Source organism: Bordetella ansorpii (assembly GCF_900078705.1).
Lineage (GTDB): Bacteria > Pseudomonadota > Gammaproteobacteria > Burkholderiales > Burkholderiaceae_B > Bordetella > Bordetella ansorpii_A.
In genome coordinates this window covers 70976-94848 of sequence record NZ_FKIF01000003.1, presented here as the reverse complement: position 1 = coordinate 94848, position 23873 = coordinate 70976, and the positions used below count along the sequence as shown (strand labels likewise).

The 23873-nt window shown below is 68.6% G+C and carries 21 protein-coding genes; 16 read left to right on the top strand and 5 right to left on the bottom strand.

Annotated features, from left to right (window positions below):
* The first annotated feature begins 33 nt into the window (after positions 1–33).
* Positions 34–954, top strand: a complete 921-nt coding sequence (gene cysM, locus A6745_RS09095; RefSeq protein ID WP_066126461.1) for a cysteine synthase CysM — start codon at positions 34–36, stop codon at positions 952–954.
* Positions 955–963: 9 nt separating this feature from the next.
* Here cysM and mltB read toward each other — a convergent pair whose 3' ends face one another.
* The gene (gene mltB / locus A6745_RS09090) at positions 964–2112 is read right to left on the bottom strand and encodes a lytic murein transglycosylase B (protein WP_066126069.1); all 1149 of its coding nucleotides are present in this window, start codon (positions 2110–2112) and stop codon (positions 964–966) included.
* 421 nt (positions 2113–2533) lie between these two features.
* Between mltB and A6745_RS09085 the strand changes: the two genes are divergently transcribed.
* The 3 genes from A6745_RS09085 (at position 2534) to A6745_RS09075 (ending at position 5195) form a co-directional block, all read left to right on the top strand.
* Complete coding sequence (locus tag A6745_RS09085; RefSeq protein ID WP_066126457.1) at positions 2534–3448, top strand: histone deacetylase family protein; 915 nt, start codon at positions 2534–2536, stop codon at positions 3446–3448.
* 65 nt (positions 3449–3513) lie between these two features.
* Complete coding sequence (locus tag A6745_RS09080; protein WP_066126066.1) at positions 3514–4263, top strand: electron transfer flavoprotein subunit beta/FixA family protein; 750 nt, start codon at positions 3514–3516, stop codon at positions 4261–4263.
* 2 nt (positions 4264–4265) lie between these two features.
* Complete coding sequence (locus A6745_RS09075; protein ID WP_066126061.1) at positions 4266–5195, top strand: electron transfer flavoprotein subunit alpha/FixB family protein; 930 nt, start codon at positions 4266–4268, stop codon at positions 5193–5195.
* A 129-nt stretch (positions 5196–5324) separates the two neighbouring features.
* On the opposite strand, the gene A6745_RS09070 is transcribed toward A6745_RS09075, so the two are convergent.
* The 3 genes from A6745_RS09070 to A6745_RS09060 all read right to left on the bottom strand — a co-directional run bounded on the left by A6745_RS09070 (position 5325) and on the right by A6745_RS09060 (position 9602).
* Complete coding sequence (locus A6745_RS09070; protein WP_066126059.1) at positions 5325–7724, bottom strand: TonB-dependent siderophore receptor; 2400 nt, start codon at positions 7722–7724, stop codon at positions 5325–5327.
* 205 nt (positions 7725–7929) lie between these two features.
* Positions 7930–9006, bottom strand: coding sequence for a FecR family protein (locus tag A6745_RS09065; RefSeq protein ID WP_066126057.1), 1077 nt, complete (start codon positions 9004–9006; stop codon positions 7930–7932).
* Entirely contained in the window at positions 9003–9602 is a 600-nt protein-coding gene (locus tag A6745_RS09060; RefSeq protein WP_197488128.1) for a sigma-70 family RNA polymerase sigma factor, read from the bottom strand. The genes A6745_RS09065 and A6745_RS09060 overlap by 4 nt, the downstream gene beginning before the upstream one ends.
* A gap of 180 nt (positions 9603–9782) precedes the next feature.
* Between A6745_RS09060 and A6745_RS09055 the strand changes: the two genes are divergently transcribed.
* The 12 genes from A6745_RS09055 (at position 9783) to A6745_RS09000 (ending at position 22640) form a co-directional block, all read left to right on the top strand.
* Positions 9783–11615 carry an acyl-CoA dehydrogenase gene (locus A6745_RS09055; protein WP_231885954.1) on the top strand — a complete coding sequence of 611 codons (1833 nt, stop codon included), beginning with the start codon at positions 9783–9785 and terminating at the stop codon, positions 11613–11615.
* 96 nt (positions 11616–11711) lie between these two features.
* Complete coding sequence (locus A6745_RS09050; RefSeq protein WP_066126051.1) at positions 11712–12353, top strand: peroxiredoxin; 642 nt, start codon at positions 11712–11714, stop codon at positions 12351–12353.
* Positions 12354–12459: 106 nt separating this feature from the next.
* A complete protein-coding gene (locus tag A6745_RS09045) occupies positions 12460–13251 on the top strand; it encodes a DUF429 domain-containing protein (protein ID WP_066126048.1) in 792 nt (263 codons plus the stop codon).
* Between the two features lie 253 nt (positions 13252–13504).
* On the top strand, positions 13505–14536 hold the full coding sequence (locus A6745_RS09040; RefSeq protein WP_066126045.1) for a sulfate ABC transporter substrate-binding protein: 1032 nt from the start codon (positions 13505–13507) through the stop codon (positions 14534–14536).
* Between the two features lie 28 nt (positions 14537–14564).
* Positions 14565–15446 carry a sulfate ABC transporter permease subunit CysT gene (gene cysT / locus A6745_RS09035; RefSeq protein ID WP_066126042.1) on the top strand — a complete coding sequence of 294 codons (882 nt, stop codon included), beginning with the start codon at positions 14565–14567 and terminating at the stop codon, positions 15444–15446.
* A 34-nt stretch (positions 15447–15480) separates the two neighbouring features.
* Positions 15481–16392, top strand: a complete 912-nt coding sequence (cysW, locus tag A6745_RS09030) for a sulfate ABC transporter permease subunit CysW (protein ID WP_066126040.1) — start codon at positions 15481–15483, stop codon at positions 16390–16392.
* Entirely contained in the window at positions 16389–17465 is a 1077-nt protein-coding gene (locus tag A6745_RS09025; protein WP_066126037.1) for a sulfate/molybdate ABC transporter ATP-binding protein, read from the top strand. Before cysW ends, A6745_RS09025 begins: the two co-directional genes overlap by 4 nt.
* Positions 17466–17595: 130 nt before the next feature.
* Positions 17596–18360 carry a phosphoadenylyl-sulfate reductase gene (locus A6745_RS09020; protein WP_066126035.1) on the top strand — a complete coding sequence of 255 codons (765 nt, stop codon included), beginning with the start codon at positions 17596–17598 and terminating at the stop codon, positions 18358–18360.
* A 58-nt stretch (positions 18361–18418) separates the two neighbouring features.
* Complete coding sequence (gene cysD, locus A6745_RS09015; protein WP_066126030.1) at positions 18419–19327, top strand: sulfate adenylyltransferase subunit CysD; 909 nt, start codon at positions 18419–18421, stop codon at positions 19325–19327.
* A gap of 27 nt (positions 19328–19354) precedes the next feature.
* Positions 19355–20653: a sulfate adenylyltransferase subunit 1 gene (locus A6745_RS09010; RefSeq protein WP_066126028.1), complete on the top strand. Its 1299-nt coding sequence runs from the start codon at positions 19355–19357 to the stop codon at positions 20651–20653.
* Between the two features lie 190 nt (positions 20654–20843).
* Positions 20844–22070, top strand: coding sequence for a PA0069 family radical SAM protein (locus tag A6745_RS09005; RefSeq protein ID WP_066126026.1), 1227 nt, complete (start codon positions 20844–20846; stop codon positions 22068–22070).
* Between the two features lie 102 nt (positions 22071–22172).
* Positions 22173–22640, top strand: coding sequence for a hypothetical protein (locus tag A6745_RS09000; RefSeq protein ID WP_066126024.1), 468 nt, complete (start codon positions 22173–22175; stop codon positions 22638–22640).
* A 33-nt stretch (positions 22641–22673) separates the two neighbouring features.
* Here the strand turns inward: A6745_RS09000 and A6745_RS08995 are convergent, their stop codons facing one another.
* Entirely contained in the window at positions 22674–23444 is a 771-nt protein-coding gene (locus A6745_RS08995) for a fumarylacetoacetate hydrolase family protein (protein WP_066126021.1), read from the bottom strand.
* Between the last annotated feature and the right edge of the window lie 429 nt (positions 23445–23873).

Below are 23873 nucleotides of genomic sequence, written 5' to 3'. Positions count from 1 at the left end.
CCGATGGCGCGGCGCGGAGTTATCATGCCCCGCATGGACCCGATCACCTACCCCACTATCGAGCAAACCGTCGGCAATACGCCGCTGGTTCGTCTGCAACGCATTCCCGGCGATGCCGGGCAGCCGCGTGGCAACGTCATCCTGGCCAAGCTGGAGGGCAACAACCCCGCCGGTTCGGTGAAGGACCGTCCCGCGCTGTCGATGATCCTGCGCGCCGAGCAGCGCGGCGAGATCCGCCCGGGCGACACGCTCATCGAGGCCACCAGCGGCAACACCGGCATCGCGCTGGCCATGACGGCCGCCATGCGCGGCTACCGCATGATCCTCATCATGCCGGACAACCTGTCGGTCGAACGCCGCGCCGCCATGACCGCCTACGGCGCGCAACTGATCCTGACGCCCGCCGACAAGGGCGGCATGGAATACGCCCGCGACCTGGCCACCGAGATGCAGTCCGAAGGCAAGGGCAAGGTGCTGGACCAGTTCGCCAACCCCGACAATCCCCAGGCCCACATCGACGGCACCGGCCCCGAGCTGTGGACCCAGACCGGCGGACAGGTCACCCATTTCGTCAGCGCCATGGGCACCACGGGCACCATCATGGGCGTGTCCGCCTACCTGAAGTCGCAGAACCCGGCCATCCAGGTGGTGGGCGCCCAGCCGGCCGAAGGCTCGCAGATTCCCGGTATCCGCAAGTGGCCCGAGGCCTATCTGCCCAAGATCTTCGACCGCAGCCGCGTGGACGCCTACGAGTCCATCGAGCAGAGCGAGGCCGAGACCATGGCGCGCCGCCTGGCGGCCGAAGAGGGCATCTTCGGCGGCATTTCCTCGGCCGGCGCGCTGGTGGCGGCGCTGCGCGTGGCGCAGCGGGTCGAGAACGCCACCATCGTGTTCATCGTCTGTGACCGCGGCGACCGCTATCTGTCCACCGGCGTGTTCGACGCGCCGGCCTGAGCGCAGCCGTCAGTACCGCACCTGGCTGGCGATGGCGTCCGCCAGGTCGGACACCGCCGTGGCGTAGAAGTAGCTGCGGTTGTACTGCGTGAGCGCGAAGAAATTCGGCGTGCCCGTGCGGTACTGCACCGTGCCGCGCGCCTCTTCGACCAGGTCGACCACGCCCAGCGGCATGGACTGCCAACTGGCGGGAGCCGCGCCCGGGCCGAGCCTGGCGCCAGCCGCCTGCAGCCTGGCCCAGTCCTGCGTGGGTTCGAGCCCGCCCGTGGCCAGCCCGGACGGGTCGGCCGGCAGCACCACGGGGGCGAACACCGGCGCGCCGCGCTGCCAGCCGTGCTTGGCCAGGAAGCTGCCCACCGACAGGATGGCGTCGGCGCGGCTGTTGGCCAGGTCGATGTGGCCGTCGCCATCGCCGTCCACGGCGTAGTTGCGGATGCTGCCCGGCATGAACTGCGGCATGCCGATGGCGCCCGCGAACGAGCCGCGCGTCTCCAGTTCGAGCTTGCCCTCCAGCACCAGCACGATGAAGTCGCCCAACTGGTCGCGGAACAGCTGGATGCGCTCGGGCTTGGCGGGCTGCGGGTAGTCGAAGGCCAGGGTGGTCAGTGCGTCCATCACCCGGAAATTGCCCATGTTGCGGCCGTAGAGGGTTTCGACGCCGATGATGGCGGCGATGATGGGCGCGGGCACGCCGTATTGCTGCGCCGCGCGGTTCAGCAGGTCCTGGTTTTCCTGGTAGAACTCGACGCCCCAGCGGATGCGCTTGGGCTCGACGAAGCGGCCGCGATAGGTGTTCCAGCTGCGCCAGATCTTCTTGCCCGGCGGAGCGGGGGCGATCAGGCGGGCCACCGTGGCGTTGTAGGCCGAGCCATTCAGGCTGGCCGTGACGCGCGCCAGCGGCAGGCCGTTGCGGGCGGCCAGCTCGCGGGCGTAGGCCTCGACCTCGGGGCGCAACTGGCCCGAGGGCGTGGCCACGGACGAGGGCTCGGGCGGCGGCTCCGTGGGGCCGATGCGCGTGGCGCCGCCGGCCTGCGGCGTGGCCGGCTGCACGGCGGGCAGGGGCGCGGCGGACGCCGACGTAGCGGGGGGCTTGGATGCCGCGCAACCCGCCAGGGCCGCCAGCATGCCGAACTGCAGTACTCGCCTACAAATGAACATGATCTTCCTGTTGAGGGGTGGCGGGGCGGGATGCCGGACCTGCCGCCCGATGCGCCTTGCATGCGGCGCGTGGGAATGGTGCGCGATTCAGGCCGGTTCGTCGAGTCCCGCGCGGATCAGTCGTGCGCGCCATCGTTTCCAAATGCTTGAGGGGGCCCTTTACCCAGGGCGGCTCATTCAGGGATGGCAGCGTGAGGTTCGGCAAGGCGGACGCCGTCGGCGCGTCGGGTGGCTATACTTGGGCCGGACGGACCGTGACGGGGCCGCCGAGGGCGCCGCGCATTCCCGCGCGGCCGGCATGGGCCAGGACGGCCCCGTGCCGCGGCCCTTCACTGAACAGCAAAGCAAGAGCACCCGGTTCCAGACTGGACGACATGCGTGTCCGGCCTGCAAGGAAACCCCTTACGTGACGTACGAGACACTGTATCTTACCCACCCCTCATGCCGCCTGCATGAGATGGGGAGCTGGCATCCCGAATGCCCCGAGCGCCTGGACGCGATCTCCGACCAGTTGCTGGCCAGCGGCGTGATGCCCTACCTGAACGAGCGCCAGGCGCCCGAGGCCGCGCGCGCCGACGTGCTGCGCGTGCATCCCGAGTCCTACCTCGAGATGCTGCGCGAGAAGCTGCCCACCGAGGGCTATGCGCCCATCGATCCCGACACGCTGATGAACCCGCACACGCTGGAGGCCGCGCTGCACGCCGCGGGCGCCGCGGTGGCCGCCGTCGACGCGGTGCTGGCGGGCGAGGCGTCCACGGCCTTCTGCGCGGTGCGCCCGCCCGGGCATCATGCCTGCCCCACGCAGGCCATGGGCTTCTGCTTCCTGAACAACGTGGCCATCGCCGCGGCGCACGCCATGGCCGTGCACGGCATCCAGCGGCTGGCCATCGTCGATTTCGACGTGCATCACGGCAACGGCACCGAGGCGGCCTTCGCGGGCGACGAGCGCGTGCTGATGTGCAGCTTCTTCCAGCATCCGTTCTTTCCGAACAGCGGCACCGCCGATCCCGCGTCCAACATGCTGAACGTCCCGCTGGCCGCCTACAGCACGGGCACCGCGGTGCGCAACGTCGTCACCGACCAGTGGCTGCCGCGGCTGGAGGCCCACCGGCCCGAGCTGATCCTGATCTCGGCTGGCTTCGACGCCCACCGCGAGGACGACATGGCGCAGATGGGCCTGGTCGAGGCGGATTACACCTGGGTCACCGAACGGCTGGTGGAAGTGGCCGACCGCCACGCGCAAGGGCGCATCGTCAGTACGCTGGAGGGCGGCTACAACCTGTCCGCCCTTGGCCGAAGTGTGGTTGCCCATATACGCGCGTTGGCAAAGTTGTAGAATCAATTAATTGTGCACTGCAAGCCTGGCTCCGCTGGGCAATTACATATCTTGGAGGCTGTTGGATGAAGGTGCTTGTTCCTGTCAAGCGCGTCGTTGACTACAACGTCAAGGTGCGTGTGAAGTCGGACCAAACGGGCGTGGACATCGCCAACGTGAAGATGTCGATGAACCCGTTCGACGAAATCGCCGTTGAAGAAGCCACGCGCCTGAAGGAGAAGGGCGCCGCCGCGGAAGTGATCGCCGTGTCGTGCGGCGTGGCGCAGGCCCAGGAAACCCTGCGCACCGCGATGGCCATCGGCGCCGATCGCGGCATCCTGGTGCAGACCGACGCTGAACTCCAGCCGCTGGCCGTGGCCAAGCTGCTGAAGGCCGTGGTCGACAAGGAACAGCCTCAACTGGTCATCCTGGGCAAGCAGGCCATCGACGACGACGCCAACCAGACCGGCCAGATGCTGGCCGCGCTGCTGGACTGGCCGCAGGCCACCTTCGCCAGCAAGGTCGAACTGGCCGACGGCAAAGTCACCGTCACCCGCGAGGTGGACGGCGGTCTCGAAACCATCGCCCTGACGCTGCCCGCCATCGTCACCACCGACCTGCGCCTGAACGAGCCGCGTTACGTCACGCTGCCCAACATCATGAAGGCCAAGAAAAAGCCGCTGGACACTGTCACGGCCCAGGACCTGGGCGTCGACCCGGCTCCGCGCCTGAAGACCCTGAAGGTCTCCGAGCCTCCTGGCCGCAAGGCCGGCATCAAGGTGGCCGACGTGGCCGCGCTGGTGGACAAGCTCAAGAACGAAGCGAAGGTGGTGTGAACATGACGACCCTGGTAATTGCCGAACACGATAACGCCCAGCTCAAGGCCGCCACGCTGAACACCGTGGCCGCCGCCGCCAGGATCGGCGGCGACGTGCACGTGCTGGTGGCCGGCGCCAACGCGCGCGCCGTGGCCGACGCCGCCGCCAAGATCGCTGGCGTGTCCAAGGTGCTGCTGGCCGATGGCGCGCAACTGGCCGATGGCCTGGCCGAGAACCTCGCCGCGCAAGTGCTGGCCGTGGCCAGCTCGTACAGCCACATCCTGTTCCCGGCCACCGCCGCGGGCAAGAACGTGGCGCCGCGCGTGGCCGCCAAGCTCGACGTGGCGCAGATCTCCGACATCATCTCGGTCGAATCCGCCGACACCTTCCAGCGCCCGATCTACGCCGGCAACGCCATTGCCACCGTGCAGTCGGCCGACCCGGTCAAGGTCATCACCGTGCGCACCACCGCGTTCGATGCCGTGGCCGCCGAAGGCGGTTCCGCCGCCGTCGAGACCGCCGACGCCGTGGCCGATTCGGGCAAGTCCTCGTTCGTGGGCCGCGAAGTCGCCAAGAGCGACCGCCCCGAGCTGGCTGGCGCACGCGTCGTCGTGTCGGGTGGCCGTGGCCTGGGCAGCGCCGAGAACTTCAAGATCCTCGATCCGCTGGCCGACAAGCTGGGCGCCGCCCTGGGCGCCTCGCGCGCCGCCGTCGACGCGGGCTATGCCCCCAACGACTGGCAGGTCGGCCAGACCGGCAAGATCGTCGCGCCGCAACTGTACGTGGCCATCGGCATCTCCGGCGCGATCCAGCATCTGGCCGGCATGAAGGACTCCAAGGTCATCGTGGCCGTCAACAAGGACCCGGAAGCGCCGATCTTCGGCGTGGCCGACTACGGCCTGGTGGGCGATCTGTTCACGGTGGTGCCGGAACTGACCTCGGCGCTGTAGGCCGGCAGGCAAGGCCGGCCCTGCCGGGCGGCCCGCCCTGAACGAAACGCCCGTCCTGGAAACAGGACGGGCGTTTCGCTTTACGTCATGGGCCCCGAGGCGGGGCCTGGCCTTTGCGCGCCGGTCGCCCTACCAGCGGTACTTCACGCTGGCGATGACGGTGCGGCGCGAACCCAGGTAGCAGTAGCCCGCGTCGCAGGTCGTGTACTGGCGGTCGAACAGGTTGCGGACGTTGACCTGCGTGCTCCAGCCCTTGAACTGCGAGCCCAGGCGCTCCAGGTCATAGCTGATCTTGGCGTCGACCAGTGTGTGCGGGTCGTTGCCGAAGGTGTTGGTGGCATCGCCCCAGCTGCTGCCGGTGTAGCGCACGCCCAGCCCCAGGCCCAGGCCGGCCAGCGCCGTGTCGTGCTGGAACGCGTAGTCGCCCCATACCGAGAAGGTGTGGCGCGGCGTGCCCGACAGCGTGCGGCCGACGGTGCCTTCGTCACCCGAGCGCGTCACGGCCGCCAGGTACGTATAGGCGCCGCGCAGCTTCAGGCCGCGCAGCAGTTCGTACGCTCCTTCCAGTTCGATGCCGCGCGACCGGACCTTGCCCGTCTGCACCTGGAACAGCGGATCCTCCGGATCGGTGACCAGGCCGTTCTCCTGCGTCAGCTGGAACAGCGAGGCGGCCACGTAGCCGTTCTGGCCGGCCGGCGAATACTTCACGCCCACCTCGACCTGCTTGGAGGTGGTCGGCGTGAAGGCGCTGCCGTCCAGCCCCGCGCCCAGGTTGGGCGAGAACGAGGTGGCATAGCTGGCGTAGGGCGCCAGGCCGTTGTCGAACACGTAGGTCAGGCCCGCGCGGCCGGTGAACTTGCGGTCCTGCGCCTTTTGCGTGGAGGCGGCCAGCAGGTCGTCGGTCTGGGTGGTGACCCAGTCGTGGCGGCCGGTCAGCGTGGCGATCCAGCGGTCGAACTTGGCCTGCTCCTGCAGGTACACGCCGGTCTGGCGCTGCAGGCGGTTGTAGCGCGAGTACGTCGAGGCGGGATCGCTGGTGGAACCCAGCGGTTCCAGCGTGTTCGCGTCGACGGGCGAGGCTTCGCCGAAACCGATGCCGCCGTCCAGCTTCAGCTGCGAATAGTCGACGCCCGCCAGCAGCTTGTGGCGCATGCCGGCGGCGGCGAAATCGGCCTGCAACTGGTTGTCCACCACGAAGGAGCGCAGCCGGTCGTGCACGTAGCCCGTGGAGCGGCTGATGGTCTGCGTGGCGTCGTCGGTCTCGCCCAGGTCGTTGTAGCGCACGTGCGTGTTGGCGGCGCCGTAGCGCAGGTTCTGCCGAACGGTGAACGTGTCGTTCAACTGGCGTTCGGCCTCGTAGCCGATCCGGTACTGTTCCTGGGTCTGGCCGTTGTAGTCGCCGATGCTGCCCAGGGCGTTCTGCTTCGAGCCGGTCCAGGCATAGGCGGGCAACGCCGCGGGCGTCTTGGACTTCTGGTATTCGGCCAGCAGCGTGACGTGGGTGCGCGCATCCGGCCGCCAGGTCAGCGCGGGGGCGATGGAGGTCATGCGGTCGGTGCCGCCACCCAGCACGTTGGGCGAGCCGGCGTCGCGCACGACGCCTGTCAGGCGGTACAGCCACTGGCCGCTTTCGTCGGCGCGGCCGCCGATGTCGAACTGGCCCTGCTTGCGCTGGTAGTTGCCGGTCTGCAGCTCGACTTCGCCGAAGGGTTCGTCCACCGGACGCTTCGAGGTGACGTTGACCACGCCGCCGGGCGAGCCCAGGCCGTACAGCGCCGAGCTGGGGCCGCGCAGCACCGTGACGTCTTCCACCCCATAGGGTTCGATCTTGAAGACCGACATGCTGGCGCCGGGCAGCCGCAGGCCGTCGCGGTAGATGCCGTTGTAGGTGACGTCGAAGCCGCGCAGGCTGAAGGCGTCGAAGCGCGGGTCGAAGCCGCTTTGCTCGGTGCGCACGCCGGGCGTGTAGGCGATGGCTTCGGTCAGGGATTGCACCTTGCGGTCCGTCAGTTCCTGGCGTGTGGTGACGGTGACCGACTGCGGCGTTTCGATCAGGGCGGTGTCTGTCTTGGTGCCGGTGCTGCCGCGCTGGGCCACGTAGCCCTCGGCCTGCTCCGGATCCCCGCTGCCCACGGTGGTCACGGTCGCCAGCGTCGGCACGGCCTGCTGGCTGGCGGCCGGCGCGGGGCGCAGCACGTAGCCCGATCCGGTGCGGCTGGCGGCATAACCCGTGCCGCTGAGCAGGCGGTCGAAGCCTTCCTGCACCGCGTAGCTGCCCTTCAGGCCGGCGGTGTTCAGGCCGCGCAACTGGCTGGCGTCCATGACGATGGACACGCCGGATTGCTGCGCGTAGCGGTTCAGGGCCGGCGCCAGGGGGCCTGCCGGGATGTCGTACTGCACGGCGAGGGCCTGAGCCTGGACGCTGGTGATGGCGGCGGGGCCCAGGGCGAGCGCGGCGGTGGCGAAGGCGGCGCGCAGCGCCAGGACGGTCGGCGACAGGCGGCGTCGATGGGACGGCAGGCAGGGCATGGAACGTTTCCTCGAGAGTGTGGGTTTCCCACGCCTTGACGAACGAGAAATGAAAAGTGGAACCGGCGGCTGCAAGAAAATTGTTTCAGGTCGGGCGGCCACCCGGGACTCGCCGTGCGAGTCGAGGAAGGCTCCGTGCGGTACCGGGTGATGGCGCCGGGGCTCCGTGCCACGGGCATGCCGTCGGACGGCCTGGCCGCACGTGTCAGCGCCCTTGCGCCGCCGGCACGTCGACCATCACCAGATACGGCGTGTAGGTGCGCACGCGCAGCGCCGGGAAGCTGGCCTGCAGCAGGGCCAGCGCACGCGCGTTGTCGTCGCGCGGCAGCACGGCGCTGATGCGGATGTGCGCGATCTGCTGGCGGTCATAGCGGATGAAGGCGCGGCTGTGCCGTGACAGCTCGTCCAGCACCCGGTCCAGGGGCTGGTCGTCGACCACCAACTGGTGTTTGTTCCAGGCCTGTTCCAGGGCGCCGGCGTCCACGGGGCGCACCGGGCCGACGGAGGTGGCGCTGATGCTGACCTGCTGGCCCGCGTCGACCCGCGTGCTTTCTTCGTGGGCATCCCGCTGGGCGGCATCCCGCCGGGCGGCGTCCCGCTGGGCGGCGCTCTGCACCGCCGTGCTGGACTCGATCATGCTCAGGCGCGTCGCGTCGGCCTCGCGTTCGACCACGAAGCGGGTGCCCAGCGCGCGGATGCGGCCGTGCGTGGTGTCGACGTAGAAAGGCCGCTGGGCATCCTTGGCCACTTCCACCAGGATGTCGCCACGCAGCAGCTCGATCTCGCGCCGCTGGCCGTCGTAATGCAGGTTGACGGCGCTGTTGCCGTTCAGGGTGATGCGGCTGCCGTCGGGCAGGGTGTGCGCCTGCCATTGGTCGCCGGACGTGCGCATGTCCGCCGTCAGGCTGGCGAAGGGGGCGGAGGTCAGCACGGCCCAGCCGACAGTGCCCAGCGCCAGCGCCACGGCCAGGGCCGCGCCCAGCCGCCGGGTGCGACGGCGCCGCCGGCCGGTATGGGCCAGCGCCGCGTCCAGCGCGGCGCGGGCGGGGCGGGTATTGCCCGAGGCGGAGCCGCGCAGATCCATCATCCGGCCTACCAGGGCTTCCATGTCCGCGGCGGCGGCGGCATGGCGGGGGTCGGACCGTTTCCAGTCCTCGAACTCGCGGCGAGCGCGTTCGCGCTCGGCCGCATCGTCGTCGGTCAGCAGCACGATCCAGTGCGCGGCCTGCTCGGCCAGCCGGTCGGCGGGCGACAGCGCGCGGGAACCCAGCGCGCCCGTCATGCGGCGTGCTCGCCCAGGGCCGGGCACAGGGCGCGGCATTGCAGCAGCACCTGCACCAGGTATTTCTGCACCATGCGCTTGGACACGCCCAGGCCGGCGGCGACTTCCGCGTGCGTCTGGCCGTCCAGATAGTGCCGCAGGAAGGCCTCGCGCATGCGGGGGGCCACCGCATCCAGCGCCGCGCCGATCTGCTCCAGCGCCTGCACCGCCATCAGGATCTCGTCCGGCGAGGGGTGGCAGGGCAGTGTCTCGGCCACCAGGGCCAGTTCAGCCAGGTAGGCCTGCTCGATGGCGTGGCGGCGGGCGCGGTCCACCAGCAGCCATTTGGCGGTGGAGGTCAGATAGGCGCGGGGTTCGCGGATGCCCAGCAGCGCGTCGCGCGAGGCCATGATGCGCACGAAGGTATCCTGCGCCAGGTCGGCGGCGTGATGGGCGTCGCCCAGCTTGTGGCGCAGCCAGCGCTGCAGCCAGCCGTGATGGTCGGCATACAGCGCTTCGACCTGCTGGGGATGGGAAAGCGGGTTGGAGGCCACGGAGATCTTTCTGGTGTCCGTGGCGTACGCCCGGGCAGTACTGAGGATGGGAACTATTTTCATTTTAGAGGATGCCGATCCTGCCTGGCAAGACGCCGGCGCCGTGCCGCGAATACAGTGGAATTTGCGGGTAGCATTGGGGGCTGGAGTCATCCCCTGAACAATGGCGCGGCGGGCGGGTTCGCCGGGCGGCATCGGCCGCCGCACGAACCTCCGACCGCGCAACGGCAAATGGAGACAAGCGTGACCCCGTTTAATCCCCCTGTGCGTGACATCCGTTTCGTCCTGAATGAACTGGCCGGGCTGGCCGAGGTGTTGAAGCTGCCTGGTTTCGAGGAATTCGGCGCGGACCTGGTCGACGCCGTCCTGGAAGAGAACGCCCGTTTCGTCGCCGAGGTCGTGGCGCCGCTGAACGACAAGGGCGACCGCCAGCCGCCTGTCTGCACCGACGGCGCCGTCACCACCACCCCGGGCTATGCGCAGGCGTTCCGCCAGTACGCCGAAGGGGGCTGGCAAGGGCTGCTGCATCCCCAGGCGTGGGGAGGCCAGGGGCTGCCGCACCTGGTGGCCGCGCCAGCCAGCGAGAACCTGCAGGCCGCCAGCCTGGCGTTCTCGCTGTGTCCCTTGCTGACAGATGGCGTGATCGAGGCGCTGCTGACCGTGGGCACCGACGCGCAGCGCCGCCAGTACGTGCCCAACCTGATCGGCGGCAAGTGGACCGGCACGATGAACCTGACCGAGCCCCAGGCGGGTTCGGACCTGGCGCTGGTGTCCTCGCGCGCCGTGCCCCAGGGCGACGGCAGCTACCGCATCAGCGGCCAGAAGATCTTCATCACCTACGGCGAGCACGACCTGGCCGAGAACATCATCCACCTGGTGCTGGCGCGCACGCCGGATGCTCCGCCCGGGGTCAAGGGCATCTCGCTGTTCATCGTGCCCAAGTTCCTGGTCAACGACGACGGCTCGCTGGGCAAGCGCAACGACGTCTGGTGCGCCACGCTCGAGCACAAGCTGGGCATCCACGGCAGCCCCACGGCGGTGCTGCTGTACGGCTCGGGCAAGGGCGAAGTGGGCGAGGGCGCCATCGGCTATCTGGTCGGCGAGCAGAATCGCGGGCTGGAGTACATGTTCATCATGATGAATGCGGCCCGCTATGCGGTGGGGCAGCAGGGCATCGCGGTGTCCGAGCGCGCCACGCAGCAGGCGCTGGCCTATGCGCGCGAACGGGTGCAGGGCCGCGCGGTGGAAGGTTCGCCGGGCCCGGTGACGATCGCGCATCACCCGGACGTGCAGCGCATGCTGCTGACGATGCGCGCGCTGACCGAAGCGGCTCGCGCCGTGTCCTACGTGGCGGCGGCCGCGCACGACAAGGGCACGCATCACCCCGACGCCGAAGTGCGCGCGCGCAACCGCGCGTTCTACGAATACCTGGTGCCCATCGTGAAGGGCTTTTCCACCGAGTCGTCGGTCGAGATCGCGTCGCTGGGCATCCAGGTGCACGGCGGCATGGGCTTCATAGAAGAAACCGGCGCGGCGCAGCATTACCGCGATGCGCGCATCCTGCCGATCTACGAAGGCACCACGGCCATCCAGGCCAACGACCTGGTGGGCCGCAAGACGCTGCGCGATGGCGGCGCCACCGCGCATGCCATCGTCGCGGCGATGCGCGACACGCTGAAGGCCGTCGAGGCCGAAGTGGGCCGCGCCGACGAGGCCGACCGCGCGGGCCTGCGCCTCTTGCGCGACAACCTGGACCAGGCCATCCAGGCCTACCAGGATGCCGTGGCCTTCGTGCTGGAGCATGCCGCCTCGAACGTGCGCGCGGTGTTCGCGGGCAGCGTGCCCTACCTGATGCTGGCGGGCGTGGTGCACGGCGGCTGGCAGATGGCGCGCGCCGCCCTGGTGTGCCGGCGCAGGCTGGCGGAGCAGGCCGACGCCGACCCGTTCTACCGTCACAAGCTTGCCACCGCCCTGTTCTACGGTGCGCATATCCTGCCGCGCGCATTCGCGCTGTCCTCGGCGGTGCGCAGCGGCGAGGTGGCCGAGCGGTGCGGATTGCAGGCCGATATTGCATAAGGTTATATGCGTTGCCTATTTCCCCCCGGCCCTGGTTTGATGAAAGAATTCCGCTGACCGCGTTTGCACTCCCCAACCCCATCGCAGGAGACCAACATGGCGCAACTCCGCCTGGGCGACACCGCCCCTGATTTCGAACAGCAATCCTCCACCGGCACCATCCGCTTCTACGACTACCTGGGCAGCAGCTGGGGCGTGCTCTTCTCGCATCCCGCCGACTTCACGCCGGTGTGCACCACCGAACTGGGCTACACCGCGAAGCTGGCCGATGAGTTCGCCCGCCGCAACGTGAAGGTGCTGGCCCTGTCCGTCGACGGCGCCGAGTCGCACAAGCAATGGATCGGCGACATCAACGACACGCAGTCGACCACGGTCAACTTCCCCATCCTGGCCGACGAAGACCGCAAGGTGTCCGAGCTGTACGACATGATCCACCCGAACGCCAGCGCCACCGCGACGGTGCGTTCGGTGTTCATCATCGATCCGGCCAGGAAGGTGCGCCTGATCATCACCTATCCCGCCAGCACGGGCCGCAACTTCAACGAGATCCTGCGCGTGATCGACTCGCTGCAGCTCACCGACAGCCACAGCGTGGCGACGCCGGTGAACTGGGAAGACGGCGATGACGTCATCATCGTTCCTTCGCTGAAGGACGAAGCGGTCATCAAGGAGAAGTTTCCCAGGGGCTACAAGGCCGTGCGCCCGTACCTGCGCATCACGCCGCAGCCGAACAAGTAAGGCACGGCGTTTGCGGTTGTCGGCAATGCCGGCCGCGTGCCGGCATTGTCGTTTTCGGCGGGTACGGGCAGCATGCGGTTTCCTCTTGTTCCCGCCGAGCCTTTCCATGGTCTCCCGTGCCCGCTCCAAGCCCGATTCCTCGTCCGGCCCCATCGTTGTGGGCGTGGACGGCTGCAAGGGCGGATGGTTTGCCGTATCCCGCGACCTGTCGTCGGGGCGCATCCAGGCGAAGTTGTTCCCCAGGTTCGAGGGCATCATGAACGAGTGGATGCCGGTGATCATCGCGGTGGATATCCCCGTCGGGCTGTCCTCCGATGAAAAGCCTCGGGGATGCGACAAGCAAGCGCGCGCGACGCTGGGCGCGCGGGGTGTGTCGGTCTTCAGTGCTCCCAATCGGCAGGCGCTGACGGCGTCCGACTATGCGGACGCATGTGCGCGAAATCGTGCGGCGACGGCCAATGCGCAGGCACCTGAGAACGGGCGTGCTATTTCGCAGCAGGCATTCCATCTGATCAAGAAGATCAAGGAGGTTGACGCGTTCGTGCGCGACGTGGCGCATGCCAGGATCCGGATCTTCGAGGTACACCCCGAGCTGTCTTTCATGGCGTTGCGCAATCAATATCAAGCGCAGGAGGCCGGCGGCCTTGCCTTGAGCAAGCATGCGCCGCCAGGCCGGGCAGTGCGTCTGGCGCTGCTTCAACAGGCTTTCGGTGGTGACGTGGATCATGTCCTGGACGACCGAACGGTCAGGACCTCCAGGCAGGCGTCGCGTGACGACTTGCTCGACGCGTTCGCGGCGTTGTGGAGCGCGCAGCGCATCCACGACCAAAGCGCCATTGCCTTGCGCGACACCCTGGCGCGGGACGAGCACGGAATCGAGATGGCGATCCATTATTGAAATGGGTGCCACAAGCGCCACGGCATGAGGTCACAGGCTTCTTTTTTCGATGCCTTTTTTCATAATGCCTGATTGCCAGGAATCTCATTTCCTTATTTCTTCGCCGTATATACGCCGTGGCCTCCTTCCATAATCAGGCCAACGGCATATTCCCAATGGCGATGAGCAACGAATAAATCATTCGTTCCGTTCAAAGGCGCGTCCCGTCAGACTTTCCCGCGGTTACCCACAACGCGAAAAGACGGACGGACGTATGCGACTGAACAAGCTTGGATTCCTTGCCGCGGCGCTGTCCCTGGCCGCCGTCTCGATGGCCGGCGCGCCGGTGGCGCAGGCTCAGCAGAAGACGCAGGCCCTGCTGAACGTGTCCTACGACCCGACGCGCGAACTCTATCGCGCCGTCGACGACGCCTTCATCAGGCAATACAAGGAAAAGACGGGTGTCGCGCTCACCATCCGCCAGTCGCATGGCGGGTCGGGCAGCCAGGCGCGTTCGGTCATCGACGGCCTGGAGGCGGACGTGGTCACGCTGGCGCTGGCCTACGACATCGACGCCGTCTCGGCCAAGGGCCTGTTGCCCGCCGACTGGCAGAAGCGCCTGCCCAACAACAGCTCGCCGTACACCTCGACCATCGTGTTCCTGGTGCGCAAGGGCAATCCCAAGCAGATCCACGACTGGGGCGATCTGCTGAAGGAGGGCGTGCAGGTCATCACCCCGAACCCGAAGACCTCGGGCGGCGCACGCTGGAACTACCTGGCCGCCTGGGCCTACGCGCTGGACCGGAACGGCGGCAGCGAAGAGAAGGCCAAGGAATTCGTCGGCGCCCTGCTCAGGCATGTGCCGGTGCTCGACAGCGGCGCGCGCGGCGCCACCACCACTTTCGTCGAGCGCGGCGTGGGCGACGTGCTGCTGGCCTGGGAGAACGAGGCCTTCCTGGCGCGCGAGGAACTCGGTCCGGACAAGTTCGACATCGTGGCGCCGCCGCTGTCGATCCTGGCCGAGCCGCCTGTCGCCGTGGTGGACAAGGTCGTCGACAGGAAAGGCACCCGCGCAGCCGCGCAGGCCTATCTGGACTTCCTGTACACGCCCCAAGCGCAGGAGATCATCGCCCGCAACTTCTACCGTCCCACCGACAGGACCGTGGCGGCCAAGTACGCCGACCGCTTTCCCAAGTTGAAGCGGGTCACCATCGACGACCCGATCTTCGGAGGCTGGCAGGCCGCGCAGAAGAAGCACTTCAGCGACGGCGGCACCTTCGACCAGGTCTACCAGCCGCGGCGCTGACCGCCGGGAACAGGATGGAGACGCAGCCATGGCGGCAGCCAATCCGGCGGCGGGGGCGCAAGCCCTCGCCCGCCCGCGACGCAACCGGTCCGGCGTATTGCCGGGTTTCGGTATTTCCATGGGCTACTCGGTGGTGTATCTGTGCCTGCTGGTGCTGATCCCGCTGGCCGCGCTGCCGATCAAGAGCGCCGGCCTGGGCTGGGGCGGTTTCTGGGAGACGGTGGCCTCGCCGCGCGTGGTGGCCTCCTATCGACTGACCTTCGGCGCCTCGCTGCTGGCCGCGTCCGTCAATCTGGTGTTCGGCGCCATCGTGGCCTGGGTGCTGGTGCGCTACCGCTTCCCGGGCAAGAAGATCATCGACGCGCTGGTCGACCTGCCGTTCGCCTTGCCGACGGCCGTGGCCGGCATCGCGCTGACCGCGCTGTACGCGCCCAACGGCTGGCTGGGCAAGCCCTTGATGGAGGGCCTGGGCCTGAAGGTGGCCTTCACGCCGCTGGGCATCGTCATCGCGCTGGTCTTCATCGGCCTGCCCTTCGTGGTGCGCACGGTGCAGCCGGTGCTGGAGGACGTCGAGCGCGAGATCGAGGAGGCCGCGGCCAGCCTGGGCGCTGGCCGCTGGCAGACGGTGCGGCGCGTGCTGCTGCCGGCCCTGCTGCCGGCGCTGCTGACGGGTTTCGCGCTGGCCTTCGCGCGCGCGGTGGGCGAGTACGGCTCGGTGGTGTTCATCGCCGGCAACATGCCGATGGTGTCCGAGATCACGCCGCTGCTCATCATCGTCAAGCTCGAACAGTTCGACTACACGGGCGCGGCGGCCCTCGCCACGGTGATGCTGGTCATCTCGTTCGTCCTGCTGCTGCTGATCAACCTGCTGCAAGGCTGGCGGCAGCGCCGTGGCGGGAGGCTGGCATGACGCGTTCCCACTCACCTGTCATCGGGAGGCCGCGATGAGCGCCGCCCCGCGTCCCCCGCATCTATCCGAGCCGCCCTGGGTGCGTGGCCTGCTGATCGCGCTGGCGCTGGGTTTCCTGGCGCTGTTCCTGCTGATTCCGCTGGCATCCGTCTTCACCGAGGCCTTCCGCAAGGGCTGGGAACTCTACCTGGCCGCCGTCACCGAGCCCGATGCCTGGGAAGCCATCAAGCTGACGCTGCTGGTGGCCGCCATCGCCTTGCCGGTCAATCTGGTGTTCGGCGTGGCCGTGGCCTGGGCCGTCACCAAGTTCCAGTTTCGCGGCAAGCAGGTGCTGATCACGCTGATCGACCTGCCGTTCTCGGTATCGCCCGTGGTGGCCGGCCTGGTGTTCGTGCTGCTGTTCGGCTCGCAGGGCTGGTTCGGCCCGTGGCTGCAGGATCACGACCTGAAGATCGTCTATGCCTTGCCGGCGGTGATCCTGGCCACGCTGTTCGTCACGTTTCCCTTCGTGGCGCGCGAGCTGATTCCGCTGATGCAGGCACAGGGCAGCGAGCAGGAGCAGGCCGCCTTGACGCTGGGCGCCAGCGGCTGGCAGATCTTCTGGCGGGTGACGCTGCCCAACATCAAGTGGGGCCTGCTGTACGGCGCCATCCTGTGCAATGCGCGCGCGATGGGCGAGTTCGGCGCGGTGTCGGTGGTGTCCGGCAAGATCCGTGGCCTGACCAACACCATGACCCTGCACGTGGAAATTCTCTACAACGAGTACCAGTTCGCGGCGGCGTTCGCGGTGGCCTCGCTGCTGGCCCTGCTGGCGCTGGTCACGCTGGTGGCCAGGAACCTGGTCCAGTGGCAGGGCGCGCGCCCCGTGCGCGCCGAGCCCGCCCCGCAACCGCGCGGCCAGCCCGCCGCCGCGCTGCCCGCACGCCTGGAGGAAGCGGCACCATGAGCATCGAAGTCAGGAACCTGTCCAAGCAGTTCGGCGCCTTCCGCGCGCTGGACGACGTGTCGCTGCGCATCGATACCGGCGAGCTGGTGGCGCTGCTGGGCCCGTCGGGCTGCGGCAAGACGACGCTGCTGCGCATCATTGCCGGCCTGGAAGCGCCCGACTCGGGCAGCGTGCTGTTCTCGGGCGAGGACGCCACCGGCGTGGACGTGCGGCAGCGCCAGGTCGGTTTCGTGTTCCAGCACTACGCGCTGTTCCGGCACATGACGGTGTTCGAGAACGTCGCGTTCGGCCTGCGCGTGCGGCCGCGCGCGCAGCGTCCGCCCGAGGCGAAGCTCCGCGCCAAGGTGCACGAGCTGCTGAGTCTGGTACAGCTGGACTGGCTGGCCGACCGCTATCCGGCGCAGTTGTCGGGCGGCCAGCGCCAGCGCATCGCGCTGGCCCGCGCGCTGGCCGTCGAGCCGCGCGTGCTGTTGCTGGATGAACCGTTCGGCGCCCTGGATGCCAAGGTGCGCAAGGAGCTGCGCCGCTGGCTGCGGCGCCTGCACGACGAGCTGCACGTGGCCAGCGTGTTCGTCACGCACGACCAGGAAGAGGCGCTGGAGGTGGCCGACCGCGTGGTGCTGATGAACGGCGGCCACATCGAACAGGTGGGTTCGCCGCGCGAGGTGTGGGAGCGTCCCGCCACCCCCTTCGTGCATGGCTTCCTGGGCGACGTCAACACGCTGCACGGCCATGCCGCGCGCGGCGTGTGGCAGGCCGACGGCGTCGCGCTGGCCGCGCCCGCGCTGGCACAGGACGAGCGCGTGCCGGCCATCGCCTATGTGCGTCCGCACGACATTGGCCTGGCGCGCGACGACGGCTCCGGCACGGGCATCCGCGTGCAGCTGGCCCACGTCTATCTGGCCGGTCCCAGCGCCTGCCTGGAGTTGCGCCGCGTCGGCCAGGACAGCGTCATCGAGGCCGAGCTGCCCGAGAACCTGTTCCGCGCAATGAACCTGCAAGAGGGCGAGATCCTGCTGGCGCAGCCGCGCCGGGCGGCGGTCTATCCCTGGGTGGCGGGAGCGGATAAATGATCCCGGCGAGCCGCCGCAAAGGCGATCGTCCCCGTTTGGGCGGCGGCGCGCGCGGCCCAAGCCTGCCGGGCCGCCGCGGCGGCGCAGCGATATCTGGACGGAAGATGGCGCGAGGCGCCGAGGAGGCAACATGAGGGATAGGTCCGACCTGTATTCGGCCGCCATCGGCGAGTGTCCAGGCACCCTGGCCGCCGACGTGGCGGCGCGCTGGGCCGCGTTGCGGGACACCCTGGAAGACATCGCCCTGCGCCATCCCGACGCGGCGCTGGCCTCGTCGCTGGCGGCCGAGGACATGGTGCTGGCGCACGCCATTTTCCAGGGCGGCCTGCCGATTGCGGTCTTCACGCTGGACACGGGCCGGCTGCATGCCGAAACGCTGGCCATGCTGCCGCGCATCGAGGCGCGCTATGGCCGCGCCGTGGCGGTATGGACGCCCGATGCCGACGCCGTGTCCGCGCACGTGGCCGGGCACGGCGCGTTTGCGTTCTATGAAAGCGTCGCGCTGCGCAAGGCCTGTTGCCAGATCCGCAAGGTCGAACCGCTGCGCCGCGCGCTGTCCGGCCGAAGCGCCTGGCTGACCGGCCAGCGCCGCGGCCAGGCCGCCACGCGCGGCGAATTGCCCGAGTCCGAGGACGACGCCGTCTTCGGGCTGCGCAAGTACAACCCGCTGGCCGCCTGGAGCGAGGCGGAGATCTGGCACCTGATCCGCACGCTGGACATTCCCTACAACCCGTTGCACGACCTGGGCTATCCGTCCATCGGCTGCGATCCCTGCACGCGCGCCATCCGTCCCGGCGAGGACGTGCGGGCAGGGCGCTGGTGGTGGGAGAACGCCGACTCGAAAGAGTGCGGCCTGCATGCGGGCAACCGCGTGATTCCGGTGGTATCGCGCTGAACGCGCGCCCCGGGCTTATCAAACACACAAGCATTCGCTTCGAACCGAGGAAACAACCATGTCCGTCGTGACCCATCGCAGCCATCTGGATTGGCTGGAGTCGGAGGCGATCCATATCCTGCGCGAAGTGGCCGCCGAATGCGCCAAGCCCGTGCTGCTGTTCTCCGGCGGCAAGGATTCGGTGGTGCTGTTGCGCCTGGCCGAGAAGGCGTTCCGTCCCGGCCGCTTTCCGTTCCCGCTGATGCACATCGATACCGGCCACAACTTCGGCGAGGTGATCGCGTTCCGCGATGCGCGCGCGGCTGAGCTGGGCGAAACCCTGATCGTTCGCAGCGTCGAGGATTCGATCCGGCGCGGCAGCGTGGTGCTGCGCCACGCCGCCGATTCGCGCAACGCGGCGCAGGCGGTGACGCTGCTGGAAGCCATCGAGGAGTTCGGCTTCGACGCCTGCATCGGCGGCGCGCGCCGCGACGAGGAGAAAGCCCGCGCGAAAGAGCGCATTTTTTCCTTTCGCGATTCGTTCGGCCAGTGGGATCCGAAGGCGCAACGGCCCGAGCTGTGGAGCCTGTTCAACACGCGCGTGCATCCGGGCGAGAACATGCGGGTGTTTCCGATCTCGAACTGGACCGAGCTGGACGTGTGGCAATACATCCAGCGCGAGAATCTGGCGCTGCCTTCCCTCTATTACAGCCACGCGCGCGACGTGGTGCGCCGCCGGGGCCTGCTGGTGCCGGTCACGCCGCTGACCCCGCCCGCCGAGGGCGAGGTGGTCGAGCGCCTGCCGGTGCGGTTTCGCACGGTGGGCGACATTTCCTGCACCTGCCCGGTGGCCTCCGATGCCGCCGACCCGGCCGCCATCATCGCCGAGACCGCGGTCACCGACATCACCGAGCGCGGCGCCACGCGCATGGACGACCAGACATCCGAGGCGTCCATGGAGCGCCGCAAGCGCGAAGGCTATTTCTGATCCCCGCCCATCCGAACGAGAGACTGTATGAACACCATCAACGATGCTTTCCTGGGCGGCGCCGGCCACGGCGTGCTGCGCCTGATCACCGCCGGCTCGGTCGACGACGGCAAGTCCACGCTGATCGGCCGCCTGCTGTACGACAGCAAGGGCGTGTTCGCCGACCAACTGGATGCCATCTCGCGCGCCAAGTACAAGCGCGTGGCGGGCGACGGCATCGATTTCGCGCTGCTGACCGATGGCCTGGAGGCCGAGCGCGAGCAGGGCATCACCATCGACGTGGCGTACCGCTACTTCTCCACGCCGCTGCGCAAGTTCATCATCGCCGACGCGCCGGGCCACGAGCAGTACACCCGCAACATGGTGACGGGCGCATCGACCGCCGACGCGGCCATCGTCCTGATCGACGCCACGCGCGCCGCCGACGGCCAGTTGCTGCCGCAGACCAGGCGGCACAGCATGATCGCCAGGCTGCTGGGCATCCGGCACATCGTCGTGGCCGTCAACAAGATGGACCTGGTGCAGTGGGACCGCGCGGTGTTCGAGCGCATCCGCGAGGCCTACGCCGACCTGGCGCGCCGGCTGGCGATCGACGGGTTCCACATCCTGCCGTTGTCGGCGTTGAACGGCGACAACGTGGTGACGGCCTCGCCGCACACGCCGTGGCACGAGGGCCCGCCGCTGCTGGCGCTGCTGGAGAACCTGGCCGTGGCCGACGATGGGCGCGGCCAGCCGCTGCGCCTGCCGGTGCAATGGGTGCTGCGCGATGGCGGCGACCGCGCCGACGATTTCCGCGGTTATGCCGGACGCTTGGCCAGCGGCGCGCTGCGCGTGGGCGATGCGGTGGCGGTGCAGCCCTCGGGGCAGCGGGCGTGCGTCGCACGCCTGTTGCGCGGCGCCGATGACGTGGACGAAGCGGTGGCGGGCGATTCGATCACCGTGGTGCTGGACCGCGACGTGGACGTGTCGCGCGGCGACACGCTGGCGCATCCCGATGCGTTGGCCCAGACCGGCCGCGAGTTCGAGGCCGAGCTGTGCTGGCTCGATGCGCAGCCGCTGAATCCCGCGCGCCGTTATCTGCTCAAGCACGGCACGCGCCTGACCTCGGCCAAGATCCGCGAGGTGCGCGCGCGGCGCGACGTGCGGGAACTGCAGGAGGTCGCGCAGGCGGACGGTTCGCTGTCGATGAACGATATCGGCAGGGTGGTGCTGGTCACGCGCGAAATGCTGGCGGTGGACCGCTACGACGCGCTGCCGGCCAACGGCGCCTTCATCCTGATCGACGAGGCCACGCACCAGACCGCGGCGGCGGGAATGCTGCGGTAAAAGACTGTTGTTTTTCCTCCAAACCCTTTGCTGGCGCGGCTTTCCGGCCGGTTGCGCTTAGCTGGCCCAAGGGCTGCGGGCGGCCGGAAATCATTTCCGTACCGTGTCGCCCGTCTTGGAGTACATTCAAGCGACGCCTGACAGCATTGCGGGGCTTGCCAAAAGTACTGTGTTTTTGTACAGTACTTTCATGGCAAGCACCGATCACCTTTTTTCCGCCGGTTCTGGGTCCCCGGCAGCCGCCCCCGCCGCCTTGCGCGGTCGGGGTGCGGTTACTAATGTTCGGCACCGCTTCCAGGAAACCGACCGCGTTGTATCAGACGACGCGGTCGACATGTTCCCCGACGCGGCTGCCTTGCGCACCGAGGTCCGGGCCGAGCAGGCCCGTTCGATCCTGTCGCGCAACGACTCCCCCGACGTTCCGTTCGAAGTCGCCATCAACCCCTACCGGGGCTGCGAGCACGGATGCGTCTATTGCTTTGCCCGCCCCACCCATGCCTACCTGGGCTACTCGCCTGGGCTCGACTTCGAAACCAAGCTCGTCGCCAAGGCCAACGCGGTCGACGTCCTGCGCGGCGAGCTGTCCAAGCCGGGCTATCGCGTCGCTCCCATCAACCTGGGGTCGGCCACCGACATCTACCAGCCTATCGAGCGCAACTGGCGCCTCACGCGCAACATCCTGCAACTGATGCTCGACACGGGTCATCCCGTCACGCTGGTCACCAAGAACGCCCTGATCGAACGCGACCTCGACCTGCTGCGCGCCCTGGCCGAGCGCAACCTGGTCATGGCCTTCGTCAGCGTCACCACGCTGGACGCCGAGATGGCCCGCACGCTCGAACCCCGCGCTTCCGCGCCGTGGCGCCGCCTGCAGGCCGTGCGCACGCTGTCGCAGGCCGGCGTGCCGGTGGGCGTGCTGGCCTCGCCGCTCATTCCCTTCATCAACGACGAATTCCTCGAAGCCATCCTGGAACAGGCATCGGAGGCCGGCGCCCGCTTCAGCGGCTACACCGTGGTGCGCCTGCCCTGGGAAGTGAAAGAGGTGTTCGAGCAATGGCTGCACGCCCATTTCCCTGATCGCGCCGAGCGCGTGCTGCACCGCATCGAAGACATGCGCGAAGGCCGCCGCAACGATCCCAATTTCGGCACCCGCATGCGTGGCACCGGTGTCTGGGCAGACCTGCTGCGCCAGCGCTACACGCTGGCAGTGCGCAAGTTCGGCCTGAATGGCGTGCGTCCCCAGCTCGATTGCAGCCAGTTCGTGGCGCCCGAGCCGCCCGCCGTGAAGCCGTCCCGCAAGGCAGGCGGCGGCATCGCGGCCGTGCCGGTGCGTTTCCATGAGGGCGTGCGCCGCATGGCGGCGGCCACGCTGGCCGTGCAGGCGCAGGGCGCGGGCCAGTTATCGCTGTTCGATTGAGGCCCGTCGCCCCACCCGACTTTTTTGCATTTCCCGTTTTCCCCACGCCACGCTGTCCTGATATCCGACAACACGACAACACGCCTAGCCAGGAGCTTCACCATGACCATCGCCACACTGTCTTCCGCCGTTCTTGCACCTATCAACGGTGCGTCCGTGCGCCGGCTGTTCACGGGTTGGGGCCGGTCGGGCATGCGTACGCGGGCACGTGTCCAGGCGCAAGCCCAGGCCATCCAGGCGGCGGGGTTGTTCGGCGCCGTACCGTTGCAGGCCACCCCATCCACGCGCAAGTGGCCGTTCCCGCCCGTCCAGCCCGCCGCGCCGACGCCGCGTGATGACGCTGCTGCGCAAGACGCTGCTACGCAAGTGCAAGCGCAGGCGTCCGCCAAGCGCGATGCCAAGCGCGATGCCAAGCGCGCGGCGTCCGACGCCGATCTCGGCGACGTGCGTCACCTCTCCACCGTCCAGGCGCTCGGGGTTCGCCGCATGGTCATCGACGTGCTGCTGGTGGCGGTGTGGGGCGCGCTGATTCCGGGCGTGTTGTGGCTGGGCGCGGCGTCGGGATTCTGATCCGCGGCCCGCAGGCACACGGCTCCATCCCCTTCATACGCGCAAGCTGACCTCGCCGATGCCGGGAAATGCCACTTGCACGGCCATTCCGCCGTGTACCGCATGCACGCCGTTCCACGAGCCGGTGGTGACCACCGTACCCGAGCGCACGGTTGCGCCGTGGCGAGTCAGATGGCGCAGCCAAGTCGGCAGCAGCCACGCCGGGTCTTCCAGCGAGTGCGTGCCGGCATGGATCTGCGCCGCGCCGCCGTCGATGCGGACTTCGCACTCCTGTTGGTGCCAGGCCAGCCGCCGGTAGGGCGTCCAGTCGCCCAGTACGAGTCCGGCATGCGATTGGCTGTCTGCCAGGCGCAGCAGGGCGGGTGCCTGGCTGGCCTGCATCAGCCGTGAGTCGACCAGCTCGATGGACACGGTCATTGCATCGATCAGGCCGTCCACCGAGGCCTCGTCCAAGGTGGCGGCCTCTTCGGGCGTGACGTCGCGGCCCAGCCGCAGCGCCACTTCGGCCTCGATGCCCGGCTGGTGCAGGGGCAGGTCCGCATAGGACGCGCCATCCGCGCGCACGGTATCGGGCCTCAGTCCCGCATGCGTCAGCGTGGCCGATCGCGAGGCGCCGCCGGATTTCCAATGGCGGGGCAGCTCGCCCGCCAGCCACCAGCCCATCTCCACCGCCACGGCGTCCTGCACCGCGTAGGCGGCCGGCGTGTCCCTGACGCTGTCCTGCCATACCTGGGCATCCAGGGCATCGCCCGTTCGATAGGCAGATGCCAGGGCCAGGGCAAATTCGTGTTGCGCCGTATCCAAGGTAAGGTTCTCCAGGTGATCGATGTACGCGAGAGGGGGGCGTTGCGTCCGCCGCTGCCGGGGCGGGCACGAAGCGCCGTTCGGCAGGCATGCGGAACAACAGTATCGCGCCGATTGCCCGAAATACCGTGCCGGGCAGGAAAGGCGAGGGCCGATTGCCGAAACGGCCGGTCAGGAAACCCGCCGCCACCGGCGGGCCGGCGATGGCCGGGCCGATGTCCGTCCTGCCCCGCTGGCCAGGCCCGGGCACTCGGGCCAGATGTTCCTCCGGATGGCCCGTATCGGCCCGATTGGCCGGTTCGGCGAATCGAGACCCCGCGCCGCGGCGCGCCGGGCGTGGCGCGCAGGCCTCATCCGCGTCCTTGTCTGAATCATCGGCTATTTTTGATGTAGAATGCTTGGTTTGCCAAATCTCATCCTCTGCTTGCG